Below are 23,436 nucleotides of genomic sequence, written 5' to 3'. Positions count from 1 at the left end.
TCGTCCTAGCCCGTTCATCGCCGCGAATGAATTCGCAAATATGACAAGCGACTTTGCCCTGCCCTCGGATATTGCCCCCGCGTCGATTCAGCGCGCCATGCGGGCAGTCCGCAACGCGTCCGCGCCATCGGCCGGGTCGCAGATGGCGCTGGCCACCAACACCGCTTCGCCCAGTTTGGCGGCGATGATGTCGGCGATCGCGGGGTCCAGATCGTCGAGATGGGCCTCGATATGCAGCATGTCGCCGTGCCGCTGCGCCGACATCATCGCCGGGACCAGCGATCGCTGCGCAAAAACGCCGATGATGCGCGGCAGCGTCTGCGGGTCGGGGCAGGCCGTGATCCGGAACCGCCGCCTCACGCCGCGAGGCGGCCTGCGGCGGCGATCAGGCGTTCGGCGGTTTCGTCGGCGACCTGCGCGGGCGACAGGCCGCGGCGCGATGCTTCTTCCAGAAGGGCGGTCACCCGCGGGCCGATCTGCGCGACCCGGCTTGCGACGCTCGCGGCGGTTTCGCCCAGATATTCGGCCGAAACGCTGATGATGCCACCGGCGTTGGCGACATAGTCGGGGACATAGGTGATGCCGCGATCGCGCAGGAGGCCCGCGACCTCGGGCGCCGCGAGCTGGTTGTTGGCGCCGCCGCACACTAGCCGCGCCTGCATCGCCGCGACGGTCGGTGCGTCGAGCACGCCGCCCAGCGCGCAGGGGACGAAGATGTCGGCATCGACCGCCGCAATCGCATCGGCGCCGACCACGCGTGCACAGAGGATCGTGGCCAGCCGGTCGCGGCGGCCGGGCGCGACATCGGCGATAACCAGCCGCGCCCCGGCATCGGCGAGGCGGCGGCACAGTTCGGCGCCGACATTGCCGGTCCCCTGCACCGCGACGGTGAGCCCCTTGAGGTCCGCGCCGAGCGCGAAGGCGGCGCCAGCCTCGATCGCCCCGAACACGCCCTGCGCGGTCCAGGGCGACGGATCGCCGCCCGCCGCCGCCCCGACCGCCGCCAGTCCGGCGACATGGCGCGTCTGGCTGGCGACCTCGTGCATGTCGGCGACACCGGTCCCGACATCTTCGGCGGTGACATAGCGGCCATCGAGTGCGGCGACGGCGCGGCCGAAAGCGCGGAACAGCGCGGCGCGGTCGAACGGTCCGTCGGGACGGCGCAGCACCGCCTTGGCGCCGCCGAACGGCAGGCCCGCCATCGCGTTTTTGTAACTCATCCCCTCGGCGAGGCGGAAGGCGTCGGTGAACGCCTGGTCGAGATCGGGATAGTGCCACAGGCGGCAACCCCCGGCGCCCGGTCCCAGCGTCGTCGAATGGACGACGATGATGCCGTCGAGTCCGACGCTCTTGTCCTCCAGACGGACGGTTTCGAGGGCGGGCAAACGCCCAGAAAATTGCACAACCATGACGGCCTCCTATTCTGCGTTACTTATCGCAGAGGGGGCGAGGTCAATCTTGCTCGATATTTCGATCTTTTGGCGTTATGCCGGTCAATGTTTCGCCGATATCGAAAAATTGGGGTTGAAATGACCGATCTGGATCCGTTCGAGAAGAATATCATTCGCGAGCTGCAACGCGATGCCAGCCTGACCACCGCCGAGCTGGCCGAGCGGGTCGGGCTGTCGCCCTCGCCGTGCTGGCGCCGCATCGACCGGCTGGAACGCGATGGTTATATCAAGGGGCGGGTGGCGGTGGTCGACCGGCGCAAGGTCGGGTTGCACGCGCACATCTTTGCGCAGGTCAAACTCAACGCGCATGGCCGTGCCAACCTCGACGAGTTCAGCGCCGCGATCGCGGCGTTTCCCGAGGTGCTCGGCGCCTATGTCCTGATGGGCAATATGGACTTCATGCTGCGCATCGTTGCCAAGGATATCGACGCCTATGAGGCGTTTTTCTTCGACAAGTTGAGCAAGCTGCCGGGGGTGCAGGAAATCAACTCGACGGTGGCACTATCGGAGATCAAATCGACGAACGAATTGCCGATTATCTAGGGTCCGATAGACGCCGCAGCCACGGCGACTGGTTTGACTCGCGGCGCGGGGTAAGCCAGATGCCCCGACATAATGGTTTCGGCGACGTGACGGAGGGGATCAGCATCCGATGTATGACCTGCTGACCGGCCTGTCGGTGATCGAAGCCTCGTCCTTCGTCGCCTCGCCCACCGCCGGGCTCTATTGTGCGCAAATGGGCGCCGAGGTGATCCGCGTCGACCAGATCGGCGGCGGTCCTGATTTTCGCCGCTGGCCGGTGACCGAGAGCAATGACTCGCTCTATTGGGAAAATCTCAACCGCGCCAAAAAGTCGGTCGCGCTCGACCTGGGACGGCCCGAGGGGCGCGAGCTGTTGCAGGCGCTGGTGCGCGCAACGGGTCAGTTCATCACCAATTTCCCGGTCGGCGGCTTTTTGTCGCATGAGGTGCTGGCCGCAGGGTGCGCCGATCTGATCACCGTGCGCGTGATGGGCTGGGCCGACGGCTCGCCAGCGCTCGACTATACCGTCAACAACAGCGTCGGCTATCCGATGCTCACCGGTACCGGCCCCGCACCGGTCAACCATGTCCTGCCCGCATGGGATTTGCTCAGCGGCGCTTATGCCGCCTTTGCGCTGCTCGCCGCGATTCAGCGGCGCACCGCGACGGGTGTAGGCGGCGAGGTGCGGGTTCCGCTGTCGGATGTCGCGATCGGTACGGTCGCCAATCTGGGCGGGATCGCCGAGGCGCTCTACAGCGGCGCTAACCGTCCGCGGCTCGGCAACGCGGTCTATGGCCTGTTCGGGCGTGATTTTGTCACCGCCGATGGCCAGCGGACGATGATCGTCGTCGTGACGCCGCGCCAATGGGCCAATCTGGTCTTGGCGCTCGGTCTGGACGATGCGATTGCCGCGATCGAGGCGGCACGCGGAGTGTCCTTTGCAAAGGACGACGGGCTGCGCTTCACCCATCGCGACGCGCTGTATCCGTTGTTCGAGGCGGCCATCGCCGACCGGAGCCATGCCGATCTCGCCGCCGTGTTCGACGCGGGCGGGATCGTCCATTCGCCCTATCGCACGATGCTGGACGCGGTGCAGGATCCGGCGCTGGTCGCGGGCAACCCGATCTTTGGGCAGGCCGACAACCCCAGCGGCTTCGCCTATCCCGCCGCCGGCGCTTTCGCGACCTTGCCGCAGGACGCGCGCCAGCCGCCGCGCCCCGCTCCGCGCAATGGCGCGCATAGCGAAGAAATCTTGGCGGACCGCCTGTCGCTGCCGTCGGGCGAGATTGCCCGGCTGATCGATGCCGGTATCGTCGGGGTGGCGTGAGATGCTCCCAATCCTTTTCTGTTCCCCCGTAAAGGCGGGGGCCCATCACCGGCCCTCTCGCCACTCGGCGACCGTTGGTGACGGCCGCACCGATCGGATGATGGACCCCCGCCTTCGCGGGGGAGCAGCGAGCCCATTTGTCGTGACAAGCAAAGTTGGAGAATGACATGACCCTGCGCCGCGCCGCCATCGTTTCCCCGATCCGTACCGCCGTCGGCAAATTCGGCGGCGCCCTCGCCAGCCTTGATGCCGGGCAGCTGGGTGCGGTGGTTCTGAAAGCGCTGATCGAGCGCACCGCGATCGATCCGTCGCGCGTCGACGATGTCGTGTTTTCGCAAGGCTATGGTAATGGCGAGGCGCCGAGCATCGGCCATTGGTCGTGGCTGGCCGCCGGGCTGCCGCTCGAGGTGCCGGGCTATCAGCTCGACCGCCGTTGCGGCTCAGGGCTGCAGGCGATCGCCAACGCCGCGATGATGGTCCAGACCGGCATGTCCGACGTCGTTGTTGCGGGCGGGGTCGAATCGATGTCGAACGTCGAACATTACAGCATCGATGTCCGCAAGGGTGTTCGGTCGGGGAATCTCACGCTGCACGACCGGCTGACGCGCGGGCGGTTGATGTCGCAGCCGATCGAGCGTTTCGGGGTGATCAGCGGGATGATCGAGACCGCCGAAAATCTGGCGAAGGATTTTGGCATCACGCGCGAAGCCGCCGACGCCTATGCGGTGGGCAGCCATCAGCGCGCTGCCGCAGCGTGGGCGAAGGGGCTGTTCGACGACGAGCTGGTCCCGGTCGCGGTGCCGCAGCGCAAGGGCGATCCGGTGATCTTTGCCCATGACGAGGGCTATCGCGCCGATGCGACGATCGAATCGCTCGGCGCACTGCGCGCGATCGAGGCGAAGACGATCCCGGGGGCAGTGGTGACTGCGGGCAACGCCAGCCAGCAGAATGATGCGGCGGCGGCGTGTCTGGTCGTCGCCGAGGACAAGCTTGAGGAGCTCGGACTCGAACCGATCGCCTGGTTTCACAGCTGGGCGGCGGCAGGCTGCGACCCCAGCCGGATGGGGATCGGTCCGGTTCCCGCGGTCGAGCGGCTGTTCGCGCGCACCGGGCTCGGGTGGGATGACATCGATCTGGTCGAATTGAACGAAGCGTTCGCGCCGCAGGTGCTCGCGGTGCTCAAGGGCTGGGGCTGGACGGAGGGCGACAGCCGGAACGAGATTCTCAACGTCAACGGCTCGGGCATTTCGCTCGGCCATCCGATCGGCGCGACCGGCGGGCGCATCCTGGCGAATTTGACGCGCGAGCTGGTGCGCCGCGACGGGCGTTACGGGCTGGAGACGATGTGCATCGGCGGCGGGCAAGGCATCGCGGCGATTTTCGAGCGCGCCGCCTGAGCATGACCGACTTTCGCCCCGTGCTTTTGGCGGCGACGGCCTATGGCGCGGCGGCCGAGGCGGCGCTGGCCGCACGGCTGGCGCAACGGCCGATCGACCGCGAGCAGCGCGCCGCGCATGGCTTTGCCTGGGTGGCGACGACGGTGGCGGCGCTGGACGCGGTGCTGGAGTGGTGCGAGTCCGGGCAGGGTGCGAACCCGCTTGATGCGAAAATCGCCACGCTCGCCTTTGCCGAGGGGATCGGCCAGCTCGTCGGCGGCCTGCCGATGGGGCAGAATGAGATGTTCCGGCCCGCCGACCTGGGTATCGGGGCCGCGGCGCGGACGCTGGCCGATGCTTGCAGCGACCTGCTCGATGCCGAGCATGCAGCCGTGCGGGCGGAGGTTGCGGCGGCGCTCGCCGACGGCGACTGGCCCAGCGAGACGCTGCACGATGCCGACCTCGACGCGATCCGCGACCAGTTTCGCCGCTTCACCGATGCCGAGATTGTGCCGCACGCGCATGGCTGGCACCTCGCCAACACCCTGATCCCCGACGCCACGGTGCAGGCGATGGCCGATCTTGGCACGTTCGGGGTCTGCATCCCCGAAGCGTTCGGCGGGCTGGGCCTGTCGAAGCTGGTGATGTGCATCGTCACCGAAGAATTGTCGCGCGGCTGGATCGGCGCCGGATCGCTCGGGACGCGGTCGGAGATCGCGGGCGAGCTGATCGCGATGGGCGGCACCGATGCGCAAAAGGCCGACTGGCTGCCCCGGATCGCCAGCGGCGACGTGCTGCCAACCGCGGTGTTCACCGAACCCGATGTCGGATCGGACCTCGGCTCGCTCCAGACGCGCGCGCGGCGCGATACCGACGGGGGGTGGGTCATCGACGGAGCAAAGACGTGGATCACCCACGCTGCGCGCTCCGACCTGATGACCCTACTCGCGCGCACTGTGCCCGACGCGAAAGGCTATGCGGGCCTGTCGATGCTGCTCGTCCCCAAGCCGCGCGGGACCGAGGCGGTGCCGTTCCCGGCCGCAGGCATGAGCGGCAGCGAAATCGAGGTGCTCGGTTATCGCGGGATGCGCGAATATGCGCTGCAGTTTGACGCGATGATCGCGCCAGCCGATGCGCTGCTCGGCGGCGTCGAGGGGCAGGGGTTCAAGCAGCTGATGCGCACCTTCGAGGGCGCGCGCATCCAGACCGCGGCGCGCGCGGTCGGGGTGGCGCGGCGCGCGCTCGAACTGGGACTGAATTATGCGCTGGGCCGCAAGCAATTCGGCCAGGCGATCATCAACTTCCCGCGCGTCGCCGACAAGCTGGCGATGAGCCTGGTCGATTTCGTCACCGCGCGTGAGCTGAGCTATGCCGCGGCGCGCGCCAAGGACAGCGGCAAGCGCTGCGACATCGAAGCCGGGATGGCGAAACTGCTGGCGGCGCGCGCCGCCTGGTCGAACGCCGATGCCAGCCTGCAGATCCACGGCGGCAACGGCTATGCGCTCGAGTATGAGATTAGCCGGGTGCTTTGCGATGCGCGCATCCTGAATATTTTTGAAGGCGCGGCGGAAATTCAGGCGCAGGTGATCGCGCGCGGGCTGGTCGAGCGCCGCAATTAGAGCCAGAGCAAAGGCTGGCGCACCGGGAAATTGCGCACCACCTCGCCGATCACCGGATCGGGGTCGAGCCGCTGCCACAGCGCGAGCCAGTCGGCGCGGCCAAGCGCGCGGCCGCCGAACAACAGGCTTGGCTGGCGCACCGGAAAGTCGCCCGCATATTCGATGTCGGGGGCCAGCGGCCAGCGCGTCTTGTCGGCGATATAGGGCGCCATCCAAGCGATCGCGCCGCCGATCGAGCGGTCGTCGGGGGTGGTCCAACCGATCAGCGCGCCCGTGCCGCCATCCAGCAGCCACGCGGTCGCTGCCAACACGTCGAGGTTGAACAGCGCATAGGCATAGGGCTTGGTGCGCGCGAGTTCGCGCGGCTGGCGGCCGTCGGGCTCGATCTGGGTCGGGATGATGATCGTCTGCAGTCGGGTGCGCGCATCGGTGAGGATGTCGGTGCGGCCCAGCAAGGCGGCGAAGGAGGCGGTTTGCAGCAACCAGCAGCTGCCATGATTATTCTTCTCGTCGCGTTCCTCGATGCCGAAAGCCGAGGTGGTCAGCCAATCAAGATACTCGGCGAACCAGTCCTCGACCCCAGCGCGGATTGTCGCATAGTCCGGCGCGCTATGGCGCGCGAACAGCGCCGCGGCGCGCGCGACCTCGACGATTTGCAGCGTGTCGATCACCCCGATCGCGCGGCCTTTGTTGACCCCGATGATCGCCTGCGCGTGGTTCAGGTTCGGGTTCATGCGGGTCGCCGGATCGACGAACCAGGCGGCCAGGTGACGCATCGCCGCGGCGGCGAAGCGCGCCTCGCCGGTCAGATCCCACAAGGCGGCGAGCGCGGGGACGGTGCGCCCGAACGCGATCAGCGCGTCACGGTGGCCGTCGAACTTGGCCGGGTTCGATTCGCCGTCGCGGCGGATATAGGCACCGCCGGGGTTGGCCGGATCGGGCCACCAATAATCGCCCTCCGAATAATAATCCTGCGGCCCCGCCGGGCTGCGCGGCGCGGCGATCGCGGCGATCGTGCGCGGCGGTGCGGCGAGCCATGCGGCGGCCTGCGGCAACAAGCGTCGCCGCTCGATCGCGCGCAGGTCAAAGGCGCCCTGCCGCGGGCGCGCCCAGGCGGCCGGCGCCGCGAGCAGCAGCGTGCGGCGGGCGATCATGGCGCGCGGCGCAAAGAAAAAGCCGCCGCCGCAGACGGGACTGTCGCGGCGGCGGCCAGGCAAGCCCAAGGGAGGGCTATGGCGGTTGGCGTCGCGGCGGCTGCCGCAAGCCGGAAATGACGGGCGGGGCGCCGGGTCAGCGCCGCGTCCGATGGGCCGACAGATCATACATCGCTGTCCCGGCGAGAATATACGCGCCGCTGCCGTAAAATTGGGTTTCGCTGGCCGATACGCTGTCGGGGCGGTCGCCGACCTGCTGGACCCAGCCGAGCATGCCGTCCGGTTGCACGGCGTGCTGGAGCGCGTTCCAGCCGCGCACCGCCGCGGGCTGATAGACGCGGCGGTCGAGCAGGCCGGTGTCGACCCCCCAGGCAAAGGCGTAGGTGAAAAAGGCGGTGCCGCTCGATTCGGGCGGGGTGGCGGGGTGGTCGTCGAGCAGCGAGGCGGGCCAATAGCCGTCGGCCTTTTGCAGCCGGATCAGCTTGGCCGCCATCGCCTTGAACTGCACCTCATAAGCGGCGCGGCGCGGATCGTCCTTGTCCATTGCCTGCAGCATCCGCACCAGTCCGCCCATCACCCAGCCGTTGCCGCGGCTCCAGAACAGCTTGCGCCCCTTCGCATCGCGCATGCCGAAAAAGCGGCTGTCGCGGAAGTAGAGTTGCTCGGCCGGGTCGAACAGATAGTCGGTCGCCGCCTTATATTCGGCATGGGCATATTCGGCGTAGCGCGGGTCGCCGGTGGCGCGGGTCATCTGCAGCAGCGTCGGCGGCGCCATGAAGATCGCATCGCACCAGCACCAGCGGTCGGTGCAATCCGACGTTCCCTTGCCCGGCGCGTGGGGGACAAATTCGAGCCTGATCGCGGGCTGGTTGGCGAGCATATGGTCGAAATAGGCGCGCGCCGGGGCGATTGCCGCTTTGCCAGCGCCGTGGCGCGCGGCCCAGATCCACGCCTGCGCGATCAGCTGATCGTCGGCGTGAAAGGGCCGGTCGCCGAGTTTCCAGCCCTGGTCGCGGCCAAGCTCGAGCAGCTGCGGGGCATAGCGGCGGTCGCGCCGCGCGAGTTCGGTCAGCGCGACCCAGAACGTCGCCTGTTGCCAGTCGCGCGGATTCTGCACGCTTTTGCGCGCCGCGGGCATTGCCGCCCAATTGCTGCGGTTGGCGAGCTGCCAGTCGGCGACGCGGCGCGTCGCGGCGAGGATGGCGGCAGGCTGCGGCATTGCCGGTTCGGCGACCGTCGCCGCGGCGGGAGCGTTCATCGGCACGAGCGAGGCGAGCACGCCGAGCGATGCCGCTGCAACGGCGGGTATGATCGCGCTGGCCAGCACCCCGTCTCGTTTCATATCCGCCTCCCTGACGCCGCTTCGGGCAAACGCCGGACCATTGCCCTTGACACCGGTAACAATCTCTTTCCCTTTTTCGGCGAGCATGTCAATAAGGTTGTCAGACAACTTTCGATTTGGCGCCCGATGGGGCGAAGAGGGGACGGAATGCCGGAGATCGTGTCAGCCCGGGTGATCACGACGTGCCCGGGGCGCAATTTCACGACGCTGAAGATCGAATGCGACGACGGCACGACCGGGGTCGGCGACGCGACGCTCAACGGCCGCGAGCTGGCGGTGGTCAGCTATCTGGCCGACCATGTCGCCCCGTGCCTGATCGGCCGCGACGCGCACCGGATCGAGGATATCTGGCAATTTCTCTACAAGGGCGCCTATTGGCGGCGCGGGCCGGTGACGATGGCGGCGATCGCCGCGGTCGACATGGCGCTGTGGGACATCAAGGGCAAGGTCGCCGGGCTGCCGGTCTATCAGCTGCTCGGCGGCGCGGCGCGCGACGGGTGCATGGTCTACGGCCACGCCAATGGCGACACGATCGCCGACACGGTCGAGGCGGCGCGCGATTATCAGCGGCAGGGCTATCGGGCGATTCGCCTGCAATGCGGGGTGCCGGGCATGGCGTCGACCTATGGCGTCAGCAAGGATCGCTATTTCTATGAACCCGCCGACGGCGCGCTGCCGACCGAAAACAGCTGGTCGACCGCCAAATATCTGCGCGTTGTCCCCGAATTATTCGCGGCGGCGCGCGAAGCGCTGGGGTGGGACGTTCACCTGCTCCACGACGTCCATCACCGGCTGACCCCGATCGAGGCGGCGCGGCTGGGCAAGGATCTGGAGCCCTATCGCCCCTTCTGGATCGAGGATGCGACGCAGGCCGAGGATCAGGAGGCGTTCCGCCTGATCCGCCAGCACACCACCACACCCTTGGCGGTTGGCGAGATTTTCAGTTCGATCTGGGACTGCAAGGCGCTGATCGAAAACCGGCTGATCGACTATATCCGCGCCACCGTGCTGCACGCCGGCGGCATCACCCATATGCGCCAGATCGCCTCGCTCGCCGATCTGTACCAGATTCGCACCGGGTGTCACGGCGCCACCGACCTGTCGCCCGTGACGATGGCGGCGGCGCTGCACCTGGGGCTGGTGATCCCCAATTTCGGTATCCAGGAATATATGCGCCATACCGCCGAAACCGACGCGGTATTCCCGCACGCCTACCGCTTTGCGGACGGCATGCTCCATCCGGGCGAGGCGCCGGGGCTGGGGGTCGATATCGACGAGGCGCTGGCCGCAACCTTTCCTTATGCCCGCGCCTATCTGCCGGTGAACCGGCTGGAGGACGGGACGATGTGGAGCTGGTGATGCGCGCGGCGCTGTGGCTTGCGCTGGCTTTGCTGGCCGGTACGGTGCTCGCGCAGGAGCATCGGCCGCTGCGGCCCGCCACCGCCGCCGAGCAACGCGCGCGCGCCGCCGTCGTCATAGCCGATTATCGGTACGACGACCTGCTCTGGGAAAACGACCGCATCGCGTTTCGCATCTATGGCCGCGCGCTCGAACGCGCGGAGCCGCCGTCGTCGTCGGGAATCGACGCGTGGGGCAAACGGGTGCGCTGGCCCTTTATGGATCGCCAGCTGCGCACCGGTGATCAGCACCGCGACCAGGGCGAAGGCCTCGATTTCTATAACGTCGGCACCGGGCGCGGGGTCGGTGGGCTGGGCATCTGGTACGACAACAAGCTGTGGACCTCGCGCAACTATGTCCGGCCGCATATTCGGCGGTCCGGCGCTGATGTGGCCGATTTCAGCGTCGATTACGAACCCTGGCCGGTCGATACGGTGCGGACGGTGCGCGAAACGCGGCGTTTCACCTTGCCCGCCGGGAGCAATTTCACCCGCATGACGTCGACGATCGCCGCCAGCGACGGCGGCGAGCTGATCGTGGCGATCGGGATTTCCAAACGACCGGTGCAAGGTGGCCAGGTCGGCGCGATCGACCGGGACGAGACGGCGGCGCGGATGAGCTGGTGGGGTCCGGCCGACGGCGCGAAGGGGCGGATGGCGGCCGCGGTGATCGTCGATCCCGCCAGCTTTGCCGGTTTTGCCCAGGATGCCGACAATCATCTGATCCTCGTCCGCGTGCGATCCGGGCGGCCGTTCGTCTATTACAGCGGCGCCGCGTGGGATGGCGGCGGCGACTTTGCGACGCGCGATGCCTGGAATAGCTATGTCGATGCCCAGCGGCCCGATTTCGGACCCTAGCCAGTTTCGATACGCAATGATAACGATCACCCATGGCGGTAACCAAGGCGGCATCGCTGGCAGACGATCTGGTCCAGCGTTTCGAGGAGCAGATCGAGACGGGCGGCATGCCCGTCGGGTCGCGCTTCCCGACCGAAAAAGAGATCACCGAGACGTTCGGCGTCAGCCGCACCGTCGTCCGCGAGGCCTATTCGCGGCTGTCGGCGCGCGGCCTGCTGGTGTCGCGCCGCGGATCGGGCGCCTATGTCCCCGACGGCGCCCAATATCGCGCTTTTCAGGTCACCGCCGACGAGATTGGCGAGATCGACGATGTGCTGAAACTGCTCGAGATGCGGATGGGGTTCGAGGTCGAAATGGCCGATCTCGCCGCGCGCCGCCGCACCGAAGCGGATCTGGTCGAACTGCGCCGCACCGTGGCGGCGATGGAGGAGAGCCGCGACGTCGATGCTTCGGTGGCCGCCGACGCCGCCTTTCACGCGGCGATCGCCCGCGCGACCGGCAATTCCCATTTCCTGCGCTTCACCCAATTTCTGGGGGTGCGGCTTGTCCCGTCGCGGCGGCTTTACCTGCAGGGCGACGATCCGGTCCGTCACCAGCGTTATGCCCACACGATCAACCGTGACCATGTGGCCATCTATACCGCGATCGAGGCGGGCGATGCGGCCGGCGCGCGCCGCGCCGCGCGCCGCCATATCCAAAAATCGATCCAGCGCTATCGCACCCTCAAGGAAAGCGGCGGCGACGCGCCGTCGCGCTAGGGTCCGATTCGGGACAAAAGGCGGGCTCAACGGCGCGCCAAAAAAAAATTGCCATACAACAGGGTTAATGCGAAGGGCGCCAATCGCCGCGAAGCGAGCATTTTGGGGGGGATATTCCGTTTCGGCCATGCCATGCGCGGCCGGGTGAAACCGTTACCATAACTTGATTTCGACTCGTGATGCTCTATTCCAACCCCGTGCACGGCGATCCCGACAATTACATCAGCCTGCTGTCGGTCGCGCAGATTGAAACGTTGCGACACGTTTATGAGCACAAAAATTCCAAACAAATTGCCCGGCTCATGCATGTTTCACCGCACACGGTGGATGAACGCGTGCGACGCGCCTTGAAAAAACTTAATGTTTCCAATAGGATCGAAGCGTCTCGCATCCTGGCAGTTAACGGTGTCTTCGATCGTGTTACCCCTTATCAGCCTTTGACATATCAATTGATCGACCTAGGCGACTCTCCCCCGGCGGCCGATGCCGACCCGGGGCGCAGTTCGTTTCGGCGACTTTTCGACATCGGTTCGCCATTTCCTACCGCGTCCCAGCCGGCCAACCGGCATGGGTTGATGGAAAGGATTATCTGGCCAATTTTGATTGCTTTCGCGACCATTTTGGCTTTCTCCGCTCTCTATTCGATCCTTGTCGGGCTTGGTCGGGTGATGACCTGATAGTTCGAGCCGAATGCTACGGGGGGGAAACCGGTGGCATTCTTTTTCAAGGAAAAAGAACATGCTGAATGAACGCGTTTCTGCGGCGAAAAAAATCGCTTCCGACCTCCACCAGGCCGAAGATGCCATCGACGAAGCGATGATCCGCATTGCCCAGCTCGCTGCGACCCTGCCCACGGCACGGCGCGAGACCAATATGTCGGCGATCGTCGGCCAGGCCGCGATGTCCAAAGTTGCGCACGCCCTTGCCGCCGCCGGCGAAGTGCGCCAGTTGCTGACCGACGCGCATCTCGCGCTGACGGTGACGCAAAAGGAAGTTGGCCTGGGAACCCGCATGTTCGGTGCCGGCGTCAAGCCCGCCAGCGCCAAGCTGGTCGACGAAGGCAGCAACGACCAGGCGGACGCAGCGGTTGCCGCGCTGCCGCTGGCGCAGGCCGTTTGATCATCAGGAAGGGTTAGCAGCCACAATGTGGTCCGTGGCGATTTACTATTTGGTACTGCTCATCACGGTGGCCGTCGCGATAAGGCGCGGCGGTCCCTTTGAGCGGTGGGCGGCCTACACCGCCCTGATCGCTTCGGTTCTCACCAGTGCTCTGACGCCGTTTCCGACCTGGACCGATATTGAACTGAATATCTTCGTCATCGATGTGCTGGTTCTGCTCAGCTTCTGGTTCATTGCCATGAAGACGCAGCGTTTCTGGCCCTACTGGATCACCGGCTGGCAATTGATCGCCATTTTTGCCCACATCCAGAAATATATGTTCTCGGAGATATTGGCGCGACCCTATTCGCTCCTGTCAGTCTATATATCCTATCCGATTCTGCTGCTGATCATCTATGCCGCGGGATCGTCCAGTCGGACGCGCGATGTTACGGCCTGATGTGCGCTGCCCCGCAGGGGACATCCTCTCATGCAGCAATTTTCGAACCAAGAAGTTGCCGAGCTAAAGTCACGTATCGACCAGATTCATGAGCTGTTGGCGGGCCGCGGTGGAGAATTGCCGGCGCCCCCGATCTCACGCAACGGTGACGTCGCCACGCCATCGGCGCTGCTCAACCAGGTGTCGTTCAGCATCCAGATCCGGCGCATCCGCCGCAGCCATTTCGGTAGCAGCGAACTGGCGGGTCCGATCTGGGACATGATGCTCGACCTGATGCTGGCCGAAAGCCATGGCCGCGCGCTCAGCGCCAGCGATCTGGCGACCGGCGCCGGGGTGCCGTTGTCGTCGGGGCTTCGCATGATCAGCGCAATCGAACGGCTGGGCTTTGCCCAGCGCTCGATCGACGAGCGCGACCGCCGGCGCACGATCGTCCGGCTGACCGCCGCCGGCATCGACCGGATGGCGAGCTATTTCGAAAAAATCGGCGTGGCCTGGCAGAACAACCAGACGCTGGCAGCCTGAGCTCCCCCCGACCGGGTGCGGTGCCGAGCTGGTCGCACGCCGCACCCGGTCACCCCCTGATCTTTGACCCTATTCGGTCATCTGGCGCATCATGCGATCGACCTTGGCCATCGCCTCGCGCTTGATCTGGCAAATCCGGGCGGCGCTGACGTCGAGGGTCAAGCCGATCTCGTGCAGGTTGAGTTCTTCAAAGAAATAGAGCTGCAAGACCATCTGCTCGCGGTCGGACAGGCAGGCGATGCACTGCCGCAGCGCCCCCATCAGATTGTCCTGTTCGCATTGGTCGCCCGCGCCCACGCCATCGTCGGGCAGCAGAAAGGCACCGATGTCGGTCAATTCGTCGAGCGAGGTCGAACGGCCGTGCGTCGCATTGCGTTCGAGCGCGAAATAATCTTCGGGCGACAGGTCGAGCGCCGCCGCCATTTCGGTCGCCGCCGGGGCGCGCAGCAATTGCTGTTCCAATGCCGCGCGCGTCGCCTGGATGCGTTTCGCGGCGACCATCGCCGACCGGCCGACGTCGGCCTCGCGGCGCAACTGGTCGATCATCGCGCCGCGGATGCGGGTCGTCGCATAGGTGGCAAAGGCAAAGCCACGTTCCTCATAATTGCGGCTTGCCTCGATCAGCGCGATCAGGCCGGTCTGGATCAGGTCGTCGAGCTCGCTGGTCCGCGACACCCGCGAAAACACCTGCCAGGCGATCCGGCGGACCAGCGGCGCATATTCGTCGACCAGCGCCTCGACGCTTTCGCCATAGCCGTGCGCGCGCGGCGCGCGGCCGGCGGTCGCGGCAAATTGCTCGGCGGGCTCAATTCTCATGCGGTTGGTCCTCCATATGGGCATCGGCCCCGGTCGCCAGGCGCGGCACATCGGCGCCGATCGTCGCGACAATTTCGGTGTGTTTGCTGGCCGGAATCTCGAGGTAAGAGATCACCGCGACGTCAGGGAATGTGGCGCGGATCAACCGCGACAGCGCCGACCGGCAGATCGGCGAGGCGACGAGGGCAAAGCTGCGGGTCTGGAGCAGCAGCGGTTCGACCGCCTGCCCGACCTGTTCGATGATCTTCATCGCCATGCCATGTTCAAACGGCCATTCTGCGCCCGGATTGGCGCGCACCGCCTGATTGAGCAGCATTTCGACGTCGGGGCTGAAGGTGACGACGGGCAGCGGCATGCGGCTCGGCACGATCGTCTGGACGATCAGCGCGCCGATCCGCTGGCGCACCGCCTCGACCAGATCAAGCTCGCCTAGCTGCTGCGCCGACATCGCAACCATCGCTTCGGCAATCTTGCGGAAATCGCGCAGCGGCACGCGTTCGATCAGCAGCGATTTGCACAGGCTGGCGACCCGCGGCAGCGGATAGCCCTGCGGGCTCAGATTCTGCGCCAGCTGGGGGTAATGCGCTTTCAGATTGTCGATCAACGCCTGCGCGTCGTCGATGCCGAACAGGTCGGCGGCGGCGCCGACGATGCTGTTGTTGAGGTGGGTGGCGACGACGGTTGCCGGATCGACGACGGTATAGCCCGCCGCGATCGCGTCGTTCTGCGTCGCCTTGGGAATCCACAGCGCGTCGAGCCCGAAGGTGGGATCCTTGCACGGCCGCCCGACCACCTTGGTGACCAGGTCGCCCGAATCGAGCGCCAGCATTTCGTAGGGAAAGACCTCGTCCTCGCCGACGATCACCCCGGCGACCGAGATGCGATAGACGTTGCCGGGCAGCGACAGATCGTCGCTGACCTTCACCGGCGGGACGACAAAGCCCAGTTCCTTGGACAATTGGCGGCGGATGCCGGTGATCCGCGTCATCAGCGGCGCGCCCTTGCGGTCATCGACCAGGCTGACCAGCGCGTAACCGATTTCAAGCTGGCAGGCGCTGGCATCGCTGACATCGGCCCATTCGATCCGCGACGGGTCGGGTGCGGGCGCCGCCGGGGCGGGCGCATCGGCGATCAGCGCCGCGCTGCGGCGCAGTTGCCAGCCGACGGCAAAGGACAGCGCCGCGGCGGGCAGGATCAGCAGCTGCGGCATGGCGGGGACAAGGCCGAGGATGAACAGGATCGCGCCGACCGCCATCCAGACATGCGGCGAGGCAAACTGGCTGCCTATCTGGCCGCTGAGGTCGAGCGGCGAGGCGACGCGGGTGACGATCGCGGCGGCGGCGATCGACAGCAACAGCGCCGGGATCTGCGCAACCAGCGCGTCGCCGATCGCCAGCGTCACATAGGTGCTGCCGGCTTCGGAAAAGCTGAGGCCGTGGCTGAAGACGCCGAGGATCAGGCCGCCGACAATGTTGACGAACAGGATCAGCAGGCCGGCGACGGCGTCGCCCTTGACGAATTTCGAGGCACCATCCATCGACCCGTAGAAATCGGCTTCGGTTGCCACTTCGACGCGGCGCGCCTTGGCCTCTTCGGGGCTGAGCAAGCCGGCGTTGAGATCGGCGTCGATCGCCATCTGCTTGCCGGGCAGGGCGTCGAGGGTGAAGCGCGCCGACACTTCGGATACGCGGCCCGCGCCCTTGGTGATGACGATCAGGTTGATGATCATCAGCACGAAAAAGACGAACAGGCCGACGACATAGTCGCCGCCGATCAGCACCTGGCCAAAGGCTTCGATGACATGGCCGGCCGCCGCTGTGCCCTCGTGCCCGTGGACCAGCACGACGCGGGTCGACGCAACGTTGAGCGCAAGGCGGAACAAGGTCGCCAGCAGCAACACGGTCGGGAAGGACGAAAAGTCGAGCGGCTTGGCGGCCGACAAGGCGACCATCAGGATCGCAAGGCTGATCATGATGTTGGCGACGAAGCTGATGTCGAGGATCAACGGCGAAACCGGGATCACCATCAGCCCGACAAGGATGAGCATTCCGACCGGCAGCGCCGAGGCACCGGCGATACGCCCGATGTTGGCGATATTGAAGCCGGCGGTCATGCCGCGCCGCCCGACATGGCGGCGAGCCGCCGATAAGCGTCGGCGGCAAAACCCATCGACAATTTGCGGGGCATGGGCTGAATTTCCATCATCTGCAGCGGGGGACGTCCCCCACCACCCGCCAGGCCGCTCGTACGACTCGCCGAAGCGTGCCAGCCGGCGGGGGCGAAGGGTTTCACATTTTCGATCTTGCCGCCGTCTTCGAGCTTGGCGCGAAAGCGGTCGCGGATTTCGGCCAGGCTGCGCATGCTGCCGTCGGGGGCGTAGAACACCGACCGGTTGGCGGCGGCCGCCTCGGGCATCATCGGCGCGCCGGGCTGGTCGGGATTGGCGTCGAGCGCGGTCAGAAATTTGGCGGCGCCGCCGCTGCCCAGGAAATGCGCGAGATAGAGGTCGACGGGCTCGGCGCTGCGCCCGATCCGGCTTTCCAGATAGTCGCGATTGTCGCCGGTCAGCGCCGCGGCCATCGTCGATGCGGCGGCGGGATCGTCGCGCAGGTCGAAAATCTGTTGGCGCAGGGTGGGATCGGTCACGGTCAGCCGCCCCGATGCATCGCGGCCGATCGCATCGGCGGCCCAGGCGAGGCCGTGATTGGCGCCGTGGCGGTCGAGGGTCGCGAGCCAGGTCTGTTTGGTGAACTGATACAGTCCGCGCGCCGACGAGGTGGACGCCTTGGCGGTCGGGTTATAGCCGCTTTCAACGCGCGCGACATCGACCAGATAATCGAAATCGATTCCCGTGCGCGCCGACGCCGTTTGCACCGCATCCATGACGGGTGCAGCGATGCGGCGGCCGGGCTGGGGATTGTTGATGGCGTTCATAAATCGGGTTCCGCTGGTGCAGCAGGGCTGTCTCAGCAAACCAACGCAATCATCGTGCCATTTACGGTTAATGGCAGAAACCTATAGAATAATCAGTAGTTTAACGCGGCTCCGCGCTGGTGAGTGCCGCGGATGTCGTGGTTCCTGTCAATCCGCTGACGCGTCCAGTCCTTGAGGACGTTGACGCGGATTGCGGCGGCTTCGAGCTCGCGCAGCGCCTTGCCGATCAAGACCTGGGTGCGATGTTCGCTGCCCCTGGGGATGGCCGCGCCGCGAAACAGGATCACCGCGGTCGCCAGCTCTTCGGTCGCCGCGATGATCGCCCCGGCGTCATGCCCGTCGAGCGCACCGACCAACGCATTGAGCCGCAATTGGACTTCTTCGAGCATCATTCCGACCCGCCGGTGTGGAAATCGATCATGGCGCTGGCGATGATCGCGGGGTGGACGCCATAGCTGCCGCTGGCAATCGCGCTGCGCAGCGATGCGACGCGGCCGACATCGACCGGCGGCGCCTGATTGGCAAGCCCGCCCGCAAGGCGGATCAGGCGCGCTGCGGGCAAGCCGTCCGCCGCCGCTGGCAGCGGCGCAGGCGCCCGGGCCGACGTTGCCGCATCGCTGGCGACGCTGCGCAGCGGAGTCGTGCGGACGATACCGCCGACGGGTCCGATCTTGCTGTCACCCGACATATCTGCCTCCATCCGGTACCGTCAGAAAAGTGACGACGCGGTTCACGAAGGCTTTAACGGACGCCGCCGCGGGGGATTAAGGCGGCGCGGCGCAAAAAAGACAAAAGAATGGCCCGGTGACGTCGGAAAGCCGACAGTCACCGGGCCAGGGGCTGGTCAGGGTAAGGAAAGGTGGGGGTCAGTCGTCGAGGCGGGCGCGGCCGGGACCGATCACGGTCGCGCTCAGCGACGATTTGGCGTCGTTGCCGCGCAGCGCGATCATCTCGCCGATCCGGCCATCCTCGGCGGCGACCGCAGCATAGCTGATCGAAAAACTTTCGGTATCGATCGTCACCCGGACATTGTCGCCGCGGCGGATGACGGGGGCGCCGGTGGCGGGGCGGGTAAAGCTCGCCGCCGTCGGCGCCGCGTTCGCTGGTCCCGCCGCCGGTGTGCTCAGGGGGACGCGCAGGCGCCAGCCGAGCGAGGCGCAGCGCACCGCGAGCGCATTGGCGTCGATCGCGGTCACCGATGCCTGTTCGGGACAGCGCGCCAGCTTGATGCGGCGATCGACCGGGGTCGCAGTGCGGCCCAGCGCGCTGGCGACCATCGCGGTCAGCACGTCGATTGTCTGCCAATCCTCGGTCGCCTGCTGGGCATATGCGGGATTGGCGGCGGCGGTACAGGCAGCGGAATAGGCGGCGAGGCCAACGGCCAGGCGGGTGGTGATAGCATGGGACACGATCCATCTCCTTCGGTCCAAAATGGTCACCCGCCATTTTGCAGGAAGCGTGCCAGTCGCGGTTTGCGGCGCGATTGGCGCCGCCGCGACGTGGAGTCGTCAGTTTTTTGACTGATACCCCAAAGCGATGACGGCGACCATATTTAAATAACTGAAAATAATAGATAAATGCCTTTTGGCACGGCGATTGCATCGTTCTTTGTGTTTTCCGCGCGTCGGCGCCGGCAGCGACCGGACCCGGCCAGCGGCGAAAGAAGGAATTTGATGATGGCATCCGAGAAACTCTTTGGTCTGCACGCGACGGCGCTTCAGCTGCGCAGCCAGCGCATGATGATGCTCGCGTCGAACATCGCCAATGCCGCGACGCCCGGATATAAGGCGCGCGACCTCGATTTTTCGAAAGCGCTCGACCTGGCGCAGCAGGGCGGCTCGACCGCCAATGCTATCGAGGGCGCGATTGCGTATCGCGTGCCGGTACAGGCGTCGCTCGACGGCAACACCGTCGAAATGGCGACCGAGCAGACGGCGTTCGCCGAAAACGCACTCGCCTACCGGTCCAGCCTTTCGTTCCTCAGCGGCCGCGTCAACACGCTGACCCGTGCGATCAAGGGCGAATGACGATGGCCAGCAATTTCTCCGTCTTCGACATCAGCGGCCGCGCGATGTCGGCGCAGCTCGTCCGGCTTAACACCACCGCGTCGAACCTGGCCAACGCCGGGACGATCGCGGGCAGCGAAGCCGAAGCCTTTCGCTCGCTCAAACCGGTGTTCCGTACCGTGATGGACAGCCAGGGCCGCGCGACGGTCCAGGTCGATCAGGTGACGACGTCGAAAATGGCGCCGTCGAAACGCCACGATCCGTCGAACCCGCTCGCCGACAAGGACGGCAACGTCTGGCAGGCGGCGGTCGATAGCGCCGCGGAGATGGTCGAGATGGTCGAGACCGCGCGCCAATATCAGAACAATGTCCAGGTCCTCGAAACCGCCAAGGGCCTGATCAACGAAACCCTCAGGATGGGACAATAAAATGGCCGTCAACAACGTCATCAACGCCAACAATGTCGTGCTCCAGCCGAAGGGCGCCGGGCAGCAGATGGGGCAGAGCGATTTCCTGCGCCTGATGACCGCGCAGCTGTCGCAGCAGGATCCGTTCAACCCCGTCGATAACCAGCAGATGGTCGCGCAGATGGCGCAGTTTTCCAGCCTCGCCGGGATCAGCGAAACCAACACGACGCTGCAGAAAATCTCGGAGCAGCTCATAGCGCAGACCCAGCTGCTCAAGGACATCAAGGCCGCCACTCCGGCGCCCACAACCCCCACCACCTAAGAAGGATAAAGCCATGTCATTCTATACCTCGCTTTCGGGCCTCAAGGGCGCCCAGACCGACATGTCGGTCATCTCGAACAACATCGCCAACGCGGGATCGATCGGGTTCAAGCGCAGCAAGGCGCAGTTCGGCGACATTTTCGCCTCGTCGCCGACCCAGTCGACCAAGATGATCGCGGGTCAGGGCCAGCGCCTCAACGGGATCACCCAGCAGTTTACCCAGGGATCGTATGAATCGAGCGAAAAGACGCTCGACATGGCGATCGTCGGTGAAGGAATGTTCGTGGTGAAGGGCGATCCGCCGCGCGAGCAGGTGACCTACACCCGCAACGGCGCGTTCACCGCGACCCCCGACCGCAATGTGATCGATTCGACGGGGCAGAAGCTGCAACTGCTGCCCGTCGATGCGAACGGCAACGTCACCAACAACACGCTGGCCGGGGCGTTTGATTTTGTCCTGCCGCCGGGCGCGCCGAGCGATCCCACCGCGCAGCTGGTCAATGTCTCGATCGGCCTCGACGGGCTGGTCTCTGCCACCTTTGCCAATGGCGAAGCGCAGGTTCTGGGCAAGGTTGCGATGGCGACCTTCCCGGCGATGGAGGGGCTGCGGCCCGTCGGCGACGCGCATTGGCAGTCGTCGGGCGAAAGCGGCGCGCCGACGATCGACGCCGCGACCAACGGCCCGATGGGCGCGATCCGGTCGGGCGCACTCGAACGCTCGAACGTCGATATCACCGAAGAACTGGTGATGCTGATCGGTGCACAGCGCAATTTCCAGGCGAACGCCAAGGCGATCGAGGGCGCGTCGCAGCTGTCGCAAACCATCATCAACATGCGCTGATCCAGCGCATTTAGCCGCCTGCCGGGAGCCTTCAGATGGACAAACTCATCTATACCAGCCTTACCGCGATGCGGGGCAGCACGGCCCGCCAGACGGCGATTGCCAACAATCTGGCGAACGCGCAGACGCCCGGGTTTCGCGCCGACATGGCCGAGGCGCAGGCGCTGTGGCTGAACGGCAGCGGGACGGGCGCGCGCGCCATGGCGTCGGAAGAAGTGATCGGCGCCGACATGCGCGCCGGCACTGTCACCGCGACCGGGCGCGATCTGGACATCGCGGTGCAGGGCGACGCGCTGCTCGTGGTGCAGGCAAAGGACGGCACCGAGGCCTATACGCGGCGCGGCGACCTGCAGGTATCGCCCAGCGGGCTGCTGACCACCGGCGACGGCCACCCCGTGCAGGGTGGTCAGGGCCCGGTGACGATCCCCCCCGCTGACGCGATCACGATCGACGTCGAGGGGCGGGTGTGGATCGTCCCCGCCGGCGGTGATGCCGAAAATCCGCAGGAAGTCGACCGGCTGCGGCTGGCGACCCCGACCGGGTCCGACATTGCCAAGGGGTTGGACGGGCTATTCCGCGTCAAGGGCGAGGGCATTTTGCCCGACGATCCCGAAGCGCGGCTGATCACCCGGTCGATCGAAGGATCGAACGTCGCCGCCACCACCGCGCTGGTCGACATGATCGAGGCGAGCCGCAGCTGGGATACCCAGCTCAAGCTGGTCAGCGACGTGCGCGACATGGACAGCGCGACCGCCAATTTGATGCAGCTTCCCCGTTAAGGAGACTATGACATGAGCTTCGGTGCCTTGCACGTCGCACGAACCGGTCTGGATGCCCAGGGCTTCCGGATGCAGGTGATCGCCAACAACCTCGCCAACGTGAACACCACGGGCTTCAAGCGCGACCGCGCCAGCTTTGAAACGTTGAGCTATCAGATGATGACCGCGCCGGGTGCGCCGTCGTCAGCTGAAAACCGTTATGCGACCGGGCTTAACCTCGGCACCGGCGTGTCGCTGGGCGGCACGTCGCGGATCGATACGCAGGGGACGTTCGCCACCACCGGCAACGCGCTCGACATGGCGATCGACGGCGCCGGATATTTTCAGGTCGAAATGCCCGATGGGCGGACCGGCTATACCCGCGCCGGCAATTTCGGCCGCTCGCCCGATGGCACGATCGTGACCTCGGACGGCAAGCCGCTGACCCCCGCGATCCAGATTCCCGAGGACAGCACCAATGTGTCGATCGGCGCCGACGGCACCGTGTCGGCGACCGGCGCCGACGGGACGCTGACCGAACTTGGTCGCATCGAACTCGCACGCTTTGCCAATCCGGCGGGCTTGCAGGCGATCGGCGACAATATGCTGGTCGAAACCGCCGCATCGGGCGCGCCGCAGGTCGGCGCTGCCGGGCAGGAAGGCCGCGGCAGCTTGCGCGGCGGGATGCTCGAGGGATCGAACGTCAATGTCGTTGAGGAACTCGTCGACATGATCGAGACCCAGCGCGCCTATGAGGTCAATTCCAAGATGATCCAGGCCACCGACGAGATGATGAAAAATGCCGCGCAGACGCTCTAATCTGTCGGTCAGTGTGGCCTTTGCCCTCGCGCTCGTGCCGGTTGGCGCGGCGGCGAAGGACAAATTGCCCGCCGACGCCTTTGCTGCGGCGACGCCGGTCCCCCCGGCGCCGCTGCCCGGCAATGGCTCGATCTTTCAGGGCAGCTATGTGCCGCTGACGTCGGGCGGACGCGCCGGGCAGGTCGGCGACATCCTGACCATCCAGCTTGTCGAGCGCACCGCCGCGACCAAAAGCAACGCCGCGGGCACGCAGCGCGACGGCAATATCGGCCTGACGCCGCCATCGACCGGGCCGCTGTCGCTGTTCAACCCCAGCGACATCGCGATGGGCGGCGGCCAGCAGTTCAAGGGCAAGGGCGACGCGTCGCAATCGAACGCGCTGTCGGGTGAGGTCAGCGTGACCATCGCTGCGGTCTATCCCAACGGCACGATGCTGGTGCGCGGCGAAAAGCTGCTCACGCTCAACCGCGGCGACGAACGCGTCCAGATTTCGGGCATCGTCCGCGCGATGGACATCAGCCCCGACAACCGCATCCTGTCGACCCGCGTCGCCGACGCCAACATCCGGTACGTCGGCAAGGGCGAGATCGCGCGCGCCAGCCAGCAAGGCTGGCTGCAGCGCTTCTTCGCGATCATCAGCCCGTTCTGA

Annotated in this window: 28 protein-coding genes; 18 read left to right on the top strand and 10 right to left on the bottom strand. The window is 66.0% G+C overall.

The window, feature by feature from the left end; genetic code table 11:
• Positions 1-87: 87 nt before the first annotated feature.
• Together FFS68_RS00860 and FFS68_RS00855 are read right to left on the bottom strand one after the other, a co-directional pair.
• Positions 88-360, bottom strand: a complete 273-nt coding sequence (locus tag FFS68_RS00860; protein ID WP_137751412.1) for a hypothetical protein — start codon at positions 358-360, stop codon at positions 88-90.
• A complete protein-coding gene (locus FFS68_RS00855; RefSeq protein ID WP_137751411.1) occupies positions 357-1,409 on the bottom strand; it encodes a Glu/Leu/Phe/Val dehydrogenase dimerization domain-containing protein in 1,053 nt (350 codons plus the stop codon). The genes FFS68_RS00860 and FFS68_RS00855 overlap by 4 nt, the downstream gene beginning before the upstream one ends.
• A 120-nt stretch (positions 1,410-1,529) precedes the next feature.
• Between FFS68_RS00855 and FFS68_RS00850 the strand changes: the two genes are divergently transcribed.
• The 4 genes from FFS68_RS00850 to FFS68_RS00835 all read left to right on the top strand — a co-directional run bounded on the left by FFS68_RS00850 (position 1,530) and on the right by FFS68_RS00835 (position 6,295).
• Positions 1,530-1,994, top strand: coding sequence for an Lrp/AsnC family transcriptional regulator (locus tag FFS68_RS00850; protein WP_137751410.1), 465 nt, complete (start codon positions 1,530-1,532; stop codon positions 1,992-1,994).
• Positions 1,995-2,103: 109 nt separating this feature from the next.
• Positions 2,104-3,300, top strand: coding sequence for a CoA transferase (locus FFS68_RS00845; protein WP_137751409.1), 1,197 nt, complete (start codon positions 2,104-2,106; stop codon positions 3,298-3,300).
• 167 nt (positions 3,301-3,467) lie between these two features.
• Positions 3,468-4,697 carry an acetyl-CoA C-acetyltransferase gene (locus FFS68_RS00840; protein WP_137751408.1) on the top strand — a complete coding sequence of 410 codons (1,230 nt, stop codon included), beginning with the start codon at positions 3,468-3,470 and terminating at the stop codon, positions 4,695-4,697.
• Between the two features lie 2 nt (positions 4,698-4,699).
• Entirely contained in the window at positions 4,700-6,295 is a 1,596-nt protein-coding gene (locus FFS68_RS00835; RefSeq protein ID WP_137751407.1) for an acyl-CoA dehydrogenase family protein, read from the top strand.
• Here the strand turns inward: FFS68_RS00835 and FFS68_RS00830 are convergent.
• On the bottom strand, positions 6,292-7,518 hold the full coding sequence (locus tag FFS68_RS00830) for an alginate lyase family protein (protein WP_249339955.1): 1,227 nt from the start codon (positions 7,516-7,518) through the stop codon (positions 6,292-6,294). The two genes, FFS68_RS00835 and FFS68_RS00830, sit on opposite strands and share 4 nt — an antisense overlap.
• A gap of 67 nt (positions 7,519-7,585) precedes the next feature.
• The gene (locus FFS68_RS00825) at positions 7,586-8,791 is read right to left on the bottom strand and encodes a glycoside hydrolase family 88 protein (RefSeq protein ID WP_249339954.1); all 1,206 of its coding nucleotides are present in this window, start codon (positions 8,789-8,791) and stop codon (positions 7,586-7,588) included.
• A 147-nt stretch (positions 8,792-8,938) separates the two neighbouring features.
• Here FFS68_RS00825 and manD point away from each other — a divergent pair, with 147 nt between their 5' ends.
• The 7 genes from manD to FFS68_RS00790 all read left to right on the top strand — a co-directional run bounded on the left by manD (position 8,939) and on the right by FFS68_RS00790 (position 13,884).
• Entirely contained in the window at positions 8,939-10,150 is a 1,212-nt protein-coding gene (manD, locus tag FFS68_RS00820) for a D-mannonate dehydratase ManD (protein WP_137751406.1), read from the top strand.
• Positions 10,138-11,046, top strand: coding sequence for a DUF4861 family protein (locus FFS68_RS00815; protein WP_349290356.1), 909 nt, complete (start codon positions 10,138-10,140; stop codon positions 11,044-11,046). Before manD ends, FFS68_RS00815 begins: the two co-directional genes overlap by 13 nt.
• Positions 11,047-11,078: 32 nt before the next feature.
• Positions 11,079-11,804, top strand: a complete 726-nt coding sequence (locus tag FFS68_RS00810) for an FCD domain-containing protein (RefSeq protein ID WP_137751405.1) — start codon at positions 11,079-11,081, stop codon at positions 11,802-11,804.
• A 179-nt stretch (positions 11,805-11,983) separates the two neighbouring features.
• On the top strand, positions 11,984-12,481 hold the full coding sequence (locus tag FFS68_RS00805) for a helix-turn-helix transcriptional regulator (RefSeq protein ID WP_249339965.1): 498 nt from the start codon (positions 11,984-11,986) through the stop codon (positions 12,479-12,481).
• A gap of 61 nt (positions 12,482-12,542) precedes the next feature.
• Entirely contained in the window at positions 12,543-12,923 is a 381-nt protein-coding gene (locus FFS68_RS00800) for a hypothetical protein (RefSeq protein WP_137751403.1), read from the top strand.
• A 25-nt stretch (positions 12,924-12,948) separates the two neighbouring features.
• Positions 12,949-13,362, top strand: coding sequence for a hypothetical protein (locus tag FFS68_RS00795; protein WP_137751402.1), 414 nt, complete (start codon positions 12,949-12,951; stop codon positions 13,360-13,362).
• A gap of 30 nt (positions 13,363-13,392) precedes the next feature.
• A complete protein-coding gene (locus tag FFS68_RS00790; protein ID WP_137751401.1) occupies positions 13,393-13,884 on the top strand; it encodes a MarR family winged helix-turn-helix transcriptional regulator in 492 nt (163 codons plus the stop codon).
• 69 nt (positions 13,885-13,953) lie between these two features.
• On the opposite strand, the gene FFS68_RS00785 is transcribed toward FFS68_RS00790, so the two are convergent.
• The 6 genes from FFS68_RS00785 to FFS68_RS00760 all read right to left on the bottom strand — a co-directional run bounded on the left by FFS68_RS00785 (position 13,954) and on the right by FFS68_RS00760 (position 19,043).
• On the bottom strand, positions 13,954-14,700 hold the full coding sequence (locus FFS68_RS00785) for a FliA/WhiG family RNA polymerase sigma factor (protein ID WP_137751400.1): 747 nt from the start codon (positions 14,698-14,700) through the stop codon (positions 13,954-13,956).
• A complete protein-coding gene (gene flhA / locus FFS68_RS00780) occupies positions 14,690-16,813 on the bottom strand; it encodes a flagellar biosynthesis protein FlhA (RefSeq protein WP_137751399.1) in 2,124 nt (707 codons plus the stop codon). The genes FFS68_RS00785 and flhA overlap by 11 nt, the downstream gene beginning before the upstream one ends.
• Complete coding sequence (locus FFS68_RS00775; RefSeq protein WP_137751398.1) at positions 16,810-17,634, bottom strand: transglycosylase SLT domain-containing protein; 825 nt, start codon at positions 17,632-17,634, stop codon at positions 16,810-16,812. The genes flhA and FFS68_RS00775 overlap by 4 nt, the downstream gene beginning before the upstream one ends.
• A gap of 92 nt (positions 17,635-17,726) precedes the next feature.
• Positions 17,727-18,026, bottom strand: coding sequence for a hypothetical protein (locus tag FFS68_RS00770; protein ID WP_249339953.1), 300 nt, complete (start codon positions 18,024-18,026; stop codon positions 17,727-17,729).
• Positions 18,023-18,322, bottom strand: a complete 300-nt coding sequence (locus FFS68_RS00765) for a flagellar biosynthesis anti-sigma factor FlgM (protein ID WP_137751397.1) — start codon at positions 18,320-18,322, stop codon at positions 18,023-18,025. The genes FFS68_RS00770 and FFS68_RS00765 overlap by 4 nt, the downstream gene beginning before the upstream one ends.
• A 178-nt stretch (positions 18,323-18,500) precedes the next feature.
• Positions 18,501-19,043 (bottom strand): flagella basal body P-ring formation protein FlgA, encoded by a 543-nt coding sequence (locus FFS68_RS00760; RefSeq protein ID WP_249339952.1) that lies wholly within the window; start codon positions 19,041-19,043, stop codon positions 18,501-18,503.
• Positions 19,044-19,307: 264 nt separating this feature from the next.
• Here FFS68_RS00760 and flgB point away from each other — a divergent pair, with 264 nt between their 5' ends.
• The 7 genes from flgB to FFS68_RS00725 are packed head-to-tail and all read left to right on the top strand — an operon-like array spanning position 19,308 to position 23,436.
• Positions 19,308-19,661 carry a flagellar basal body rod protein FlgB gene (gene flgB, locus FFS68_RS00755; RefSeq protein WP_137751396.1) on the top strand — a complete coding sequence of 118 codons (354 nt, stop codon included), beginning with the start codon at positions 19,308-19,310 and terminating at the stop codon, positions 19,659-19,661.
• Positions 19,658-20,068: a flagellar basal body rod protein FlgC gene (gene flgC / locus FFS68_RS00750; RefSeq protein WP_171003692.1), complete on the top strand. Its 411-nt coding sequence runs from the start codon at positions 19,658-19,660 to the stop codon at positions 20,066-20,068. The genes flgB and flgC overlap by 4 nt, the downstream gene beginning before the upstream one ends.
• Before the next feature lies 1 nt (position 20,069).
• Entirely contained in the window at positions 20,070-20,369 is a 300-nt protein-coding gene (locus FFS68_RS00745; RefSeq protein ID WP_137751394.1) for a flagellar hook capping FlgD N-terminal domain-containing protein, read from the top strand.
• Between the two features lie 13 nt (positions 20,370-20,382).
• The gene (locus FFS68_RS00740; RefSeq protein WP_137751393.1) at positions 20,383-21,210 is read left to right on the top strand and encodes a flagellar hook-basal body complex protein; all 828 of its coding nucleotides are present in this window, start codon (positions 20,383-20,385) and stop codon (positions 21,208-21,210) included.
• Positions 21,211-21,245: 35 nt separating this feature from the next.
• On the top strand, positions 21,246-21,989 hold the full coding sequence (gene flgF / locus FFS68_RS00735; protein ID WP_137751392.1) for a flagellar basal body rod protein FlgF: 744 nt from the start codon (positions 21,246-21,248) through the stop codon (positions 21,987-21,989).
• 12 nt (positions 21,990-22,001) lie between these two features.
• Positions 22,002-22,787, top strand: coding sequence for a flagellar basal-body rod protein FlgG (flgG, locus tag FFS68_RS00730; protein WP_137751391.1), 786 nt, complete (start codon positions 22,002-22,004; stop codon positions 22,785-22,787).
• The gene (locus tag FFS68_RS00725; protein WP_137751390.1) at positions 22,768-23,436 is read left to right on the top strand and encodes a flagellar basal body L-ring protein FlgH; all 669 of its coding nucleotides are present in this window, start codon (positions 22,768-22,770) and stop codon (positions 23,434-23,436) included. Before flgG ends, FFS68_RS00725 begins: the two co-directional genes overlap by 20 nt.

The sequence above is a fragment of the Sphingopyxis sp. L1A2A genome, assembly GCF_005502465.1.
Lineage (GTDB): Bacteria > Pseudomonadota > Alphaproteobacteria > Sphingomonadales > Sphingomonadaceae > Sphingopyxis.
Note: the sequence above shows the minus strand (reverse complement) of the source record. Positions and strands in the feature narration are given on the sequence as shown.

Coding starts and splice junctions, on each gene's coding strand:
- flgC (WP_171003692.1), top strand. CDS start 19,658: ATGACGATGGCCAGCAATTTCTCCGTCTTCGACATCAGCGGCCGCGCG.
- FFS68_RS00775 (WP_137751398.1), bottom strand. CDS start 17,634: ATGAACGCCATCAACAATCCCCAGCCCGGCCGCCGCATCGCTGCACCC.
- FFS68_RS00770 (WP_249339953.1), bottom strand. CDS start 18,026: ATGATGCTCGAAGAAGTCCAATTGCGGCTCAATGCGTTGGTCGGTGCG.
- FFS68_RS00840 (WP_137751408.1), top strand. CDS start 3,468: ATGACCCTGCGCCGCGCCGCCATCGTTTCCCCGATCCGTACCGCCGTC.
- flhA (WP_137751399.1), bottom strand. CDS start 16,813: ATGACCGCCGGCTTCAATATCGCCAACATCGGGCGTATCGCCGGTGCC.
- FFS68_RS00740 (WP_137751393.1), top strand. CDS start 20,383: ATGTCATTCTATACCTCGCTTTCGGGCCTCAAGGGCGCCCAGACCGAC.
- FFS68_RS00855 (WP_137751411.1), bottom strand. CDS start 1,409: ATGGTTGTGCAATTTTCTGGGCGTTTGCCCGCCCTCGAAACCGTCCGT.
- FFS68_RS00745 (WP_137751394.1), top strand. CDS start 20,070: ATGGCCGTCAACAACGTCATCAACGCCAACAATGTCGTGCTCCAGCCG.
- flgG (WP_137751391.1), top strand. CDS start 22,002: ATGAGCTTCGGTGCCTTGCACGTCGCACGAACCGGTCTGGATGCCCAG.
- FFS68_RS00725 (WP_137751390.1), top strand. CDS start 22,768: ATGCCGCGCAGACGCTCTAATCTGTCGGTCAGTGTGGCCTTTGCCCTC.
- manD (WP_137751406.1), top strand. CDS start 8,939: ATGCCGGAGATCGTGTCAGCCCGGGTGATCACGACGTGCCCGGGGCGC.
- FFS68_RS00845 (WP_137751409.1), top strand. CDS start 2,104: ATGTATGACCTGCTGACCGGCCTGTCGGTGATCGAAGCCTCGTCCTTC.
- FFS68_RS00765 (WP_137751397.1), bottom strand. CDS start 18,322: ATGTCGGGTGACAGCAAGATCGGACCCGTCGGCGGTATCGTCCGCACG.
- FFS68_RS00795 (WP_137751402.1), top strand. CDS start 12,949: ATGTGGTCCGTGGCGATTTACTATTTGGTACTGCTCATCACGGTGGCC.
- FFS68_RS00825 (WP_249339954.1), bottom strand. CDS start 8,791: ATGAAACGAGACGGGGTGCTGGCCAGCGCGATCATACCCGCCGTTGCA.
- FFS68_RS00785 (WP_137751400.1), bottom strand. CDS start 14,700: ATGAGAATTGAGCCCGCCGAGCAATTTGCCGCGACCGCCGGCCGCGCG.
- FFS68_RS00850 (WP_137751410.1), top strand. CDS start 1,530: ATGACCGATCTGGATCCGTTCGAGAAGAATATCATTCGCGAGCTGCAA.
- FFS68_RS00800 (WP_137751403.1), top strand. CDS start 12,543: ATGCTGAATGAACGCGTTTCTGCGGCGAAAAAAATCGCTTCCGACCTC.
- flgF (WP_137751392.1), top strand. CDS start 21,246: ATGGACAAACTCATCTATACCAGCCTTACCGCGATGCGGGGCAGCACG.
- flgB (WP_137751396.1), top strand. CDS start 19,308: ATGATGGCATCCGAGAAACTCTTTGGTCTGCACGCGACGGCGCTTCAG.
- FFS68_RS00810 (WP_137751405.1), top strand. CDS start 11,079: ATGGCGGTAACCAAGGCGGCATCGCTGGCAGACGATCTGGTCCAGCGT.
- FFS68_RS00805 (WP_249339965.1), top strand. CDS start 11,984: ATGCTCTATTCCAACCCCGTGCACGGCGATCCCGACAATTACATCAGC.
- FFS68_RS00790 (WP_137751401.1), top strand. CDS start 13,393: ATGCAGCAATTTTCGAACCAAGAAGTTGCCGAGCTAAAGTCACGTATC.
- FFS68_RS00835 (WP_137751407.1), top strand. CDS start 4,700: ATGACCGACTTTCGCCCCGTGCTTTTGGCGGCGACGGCCTATGGCGCG.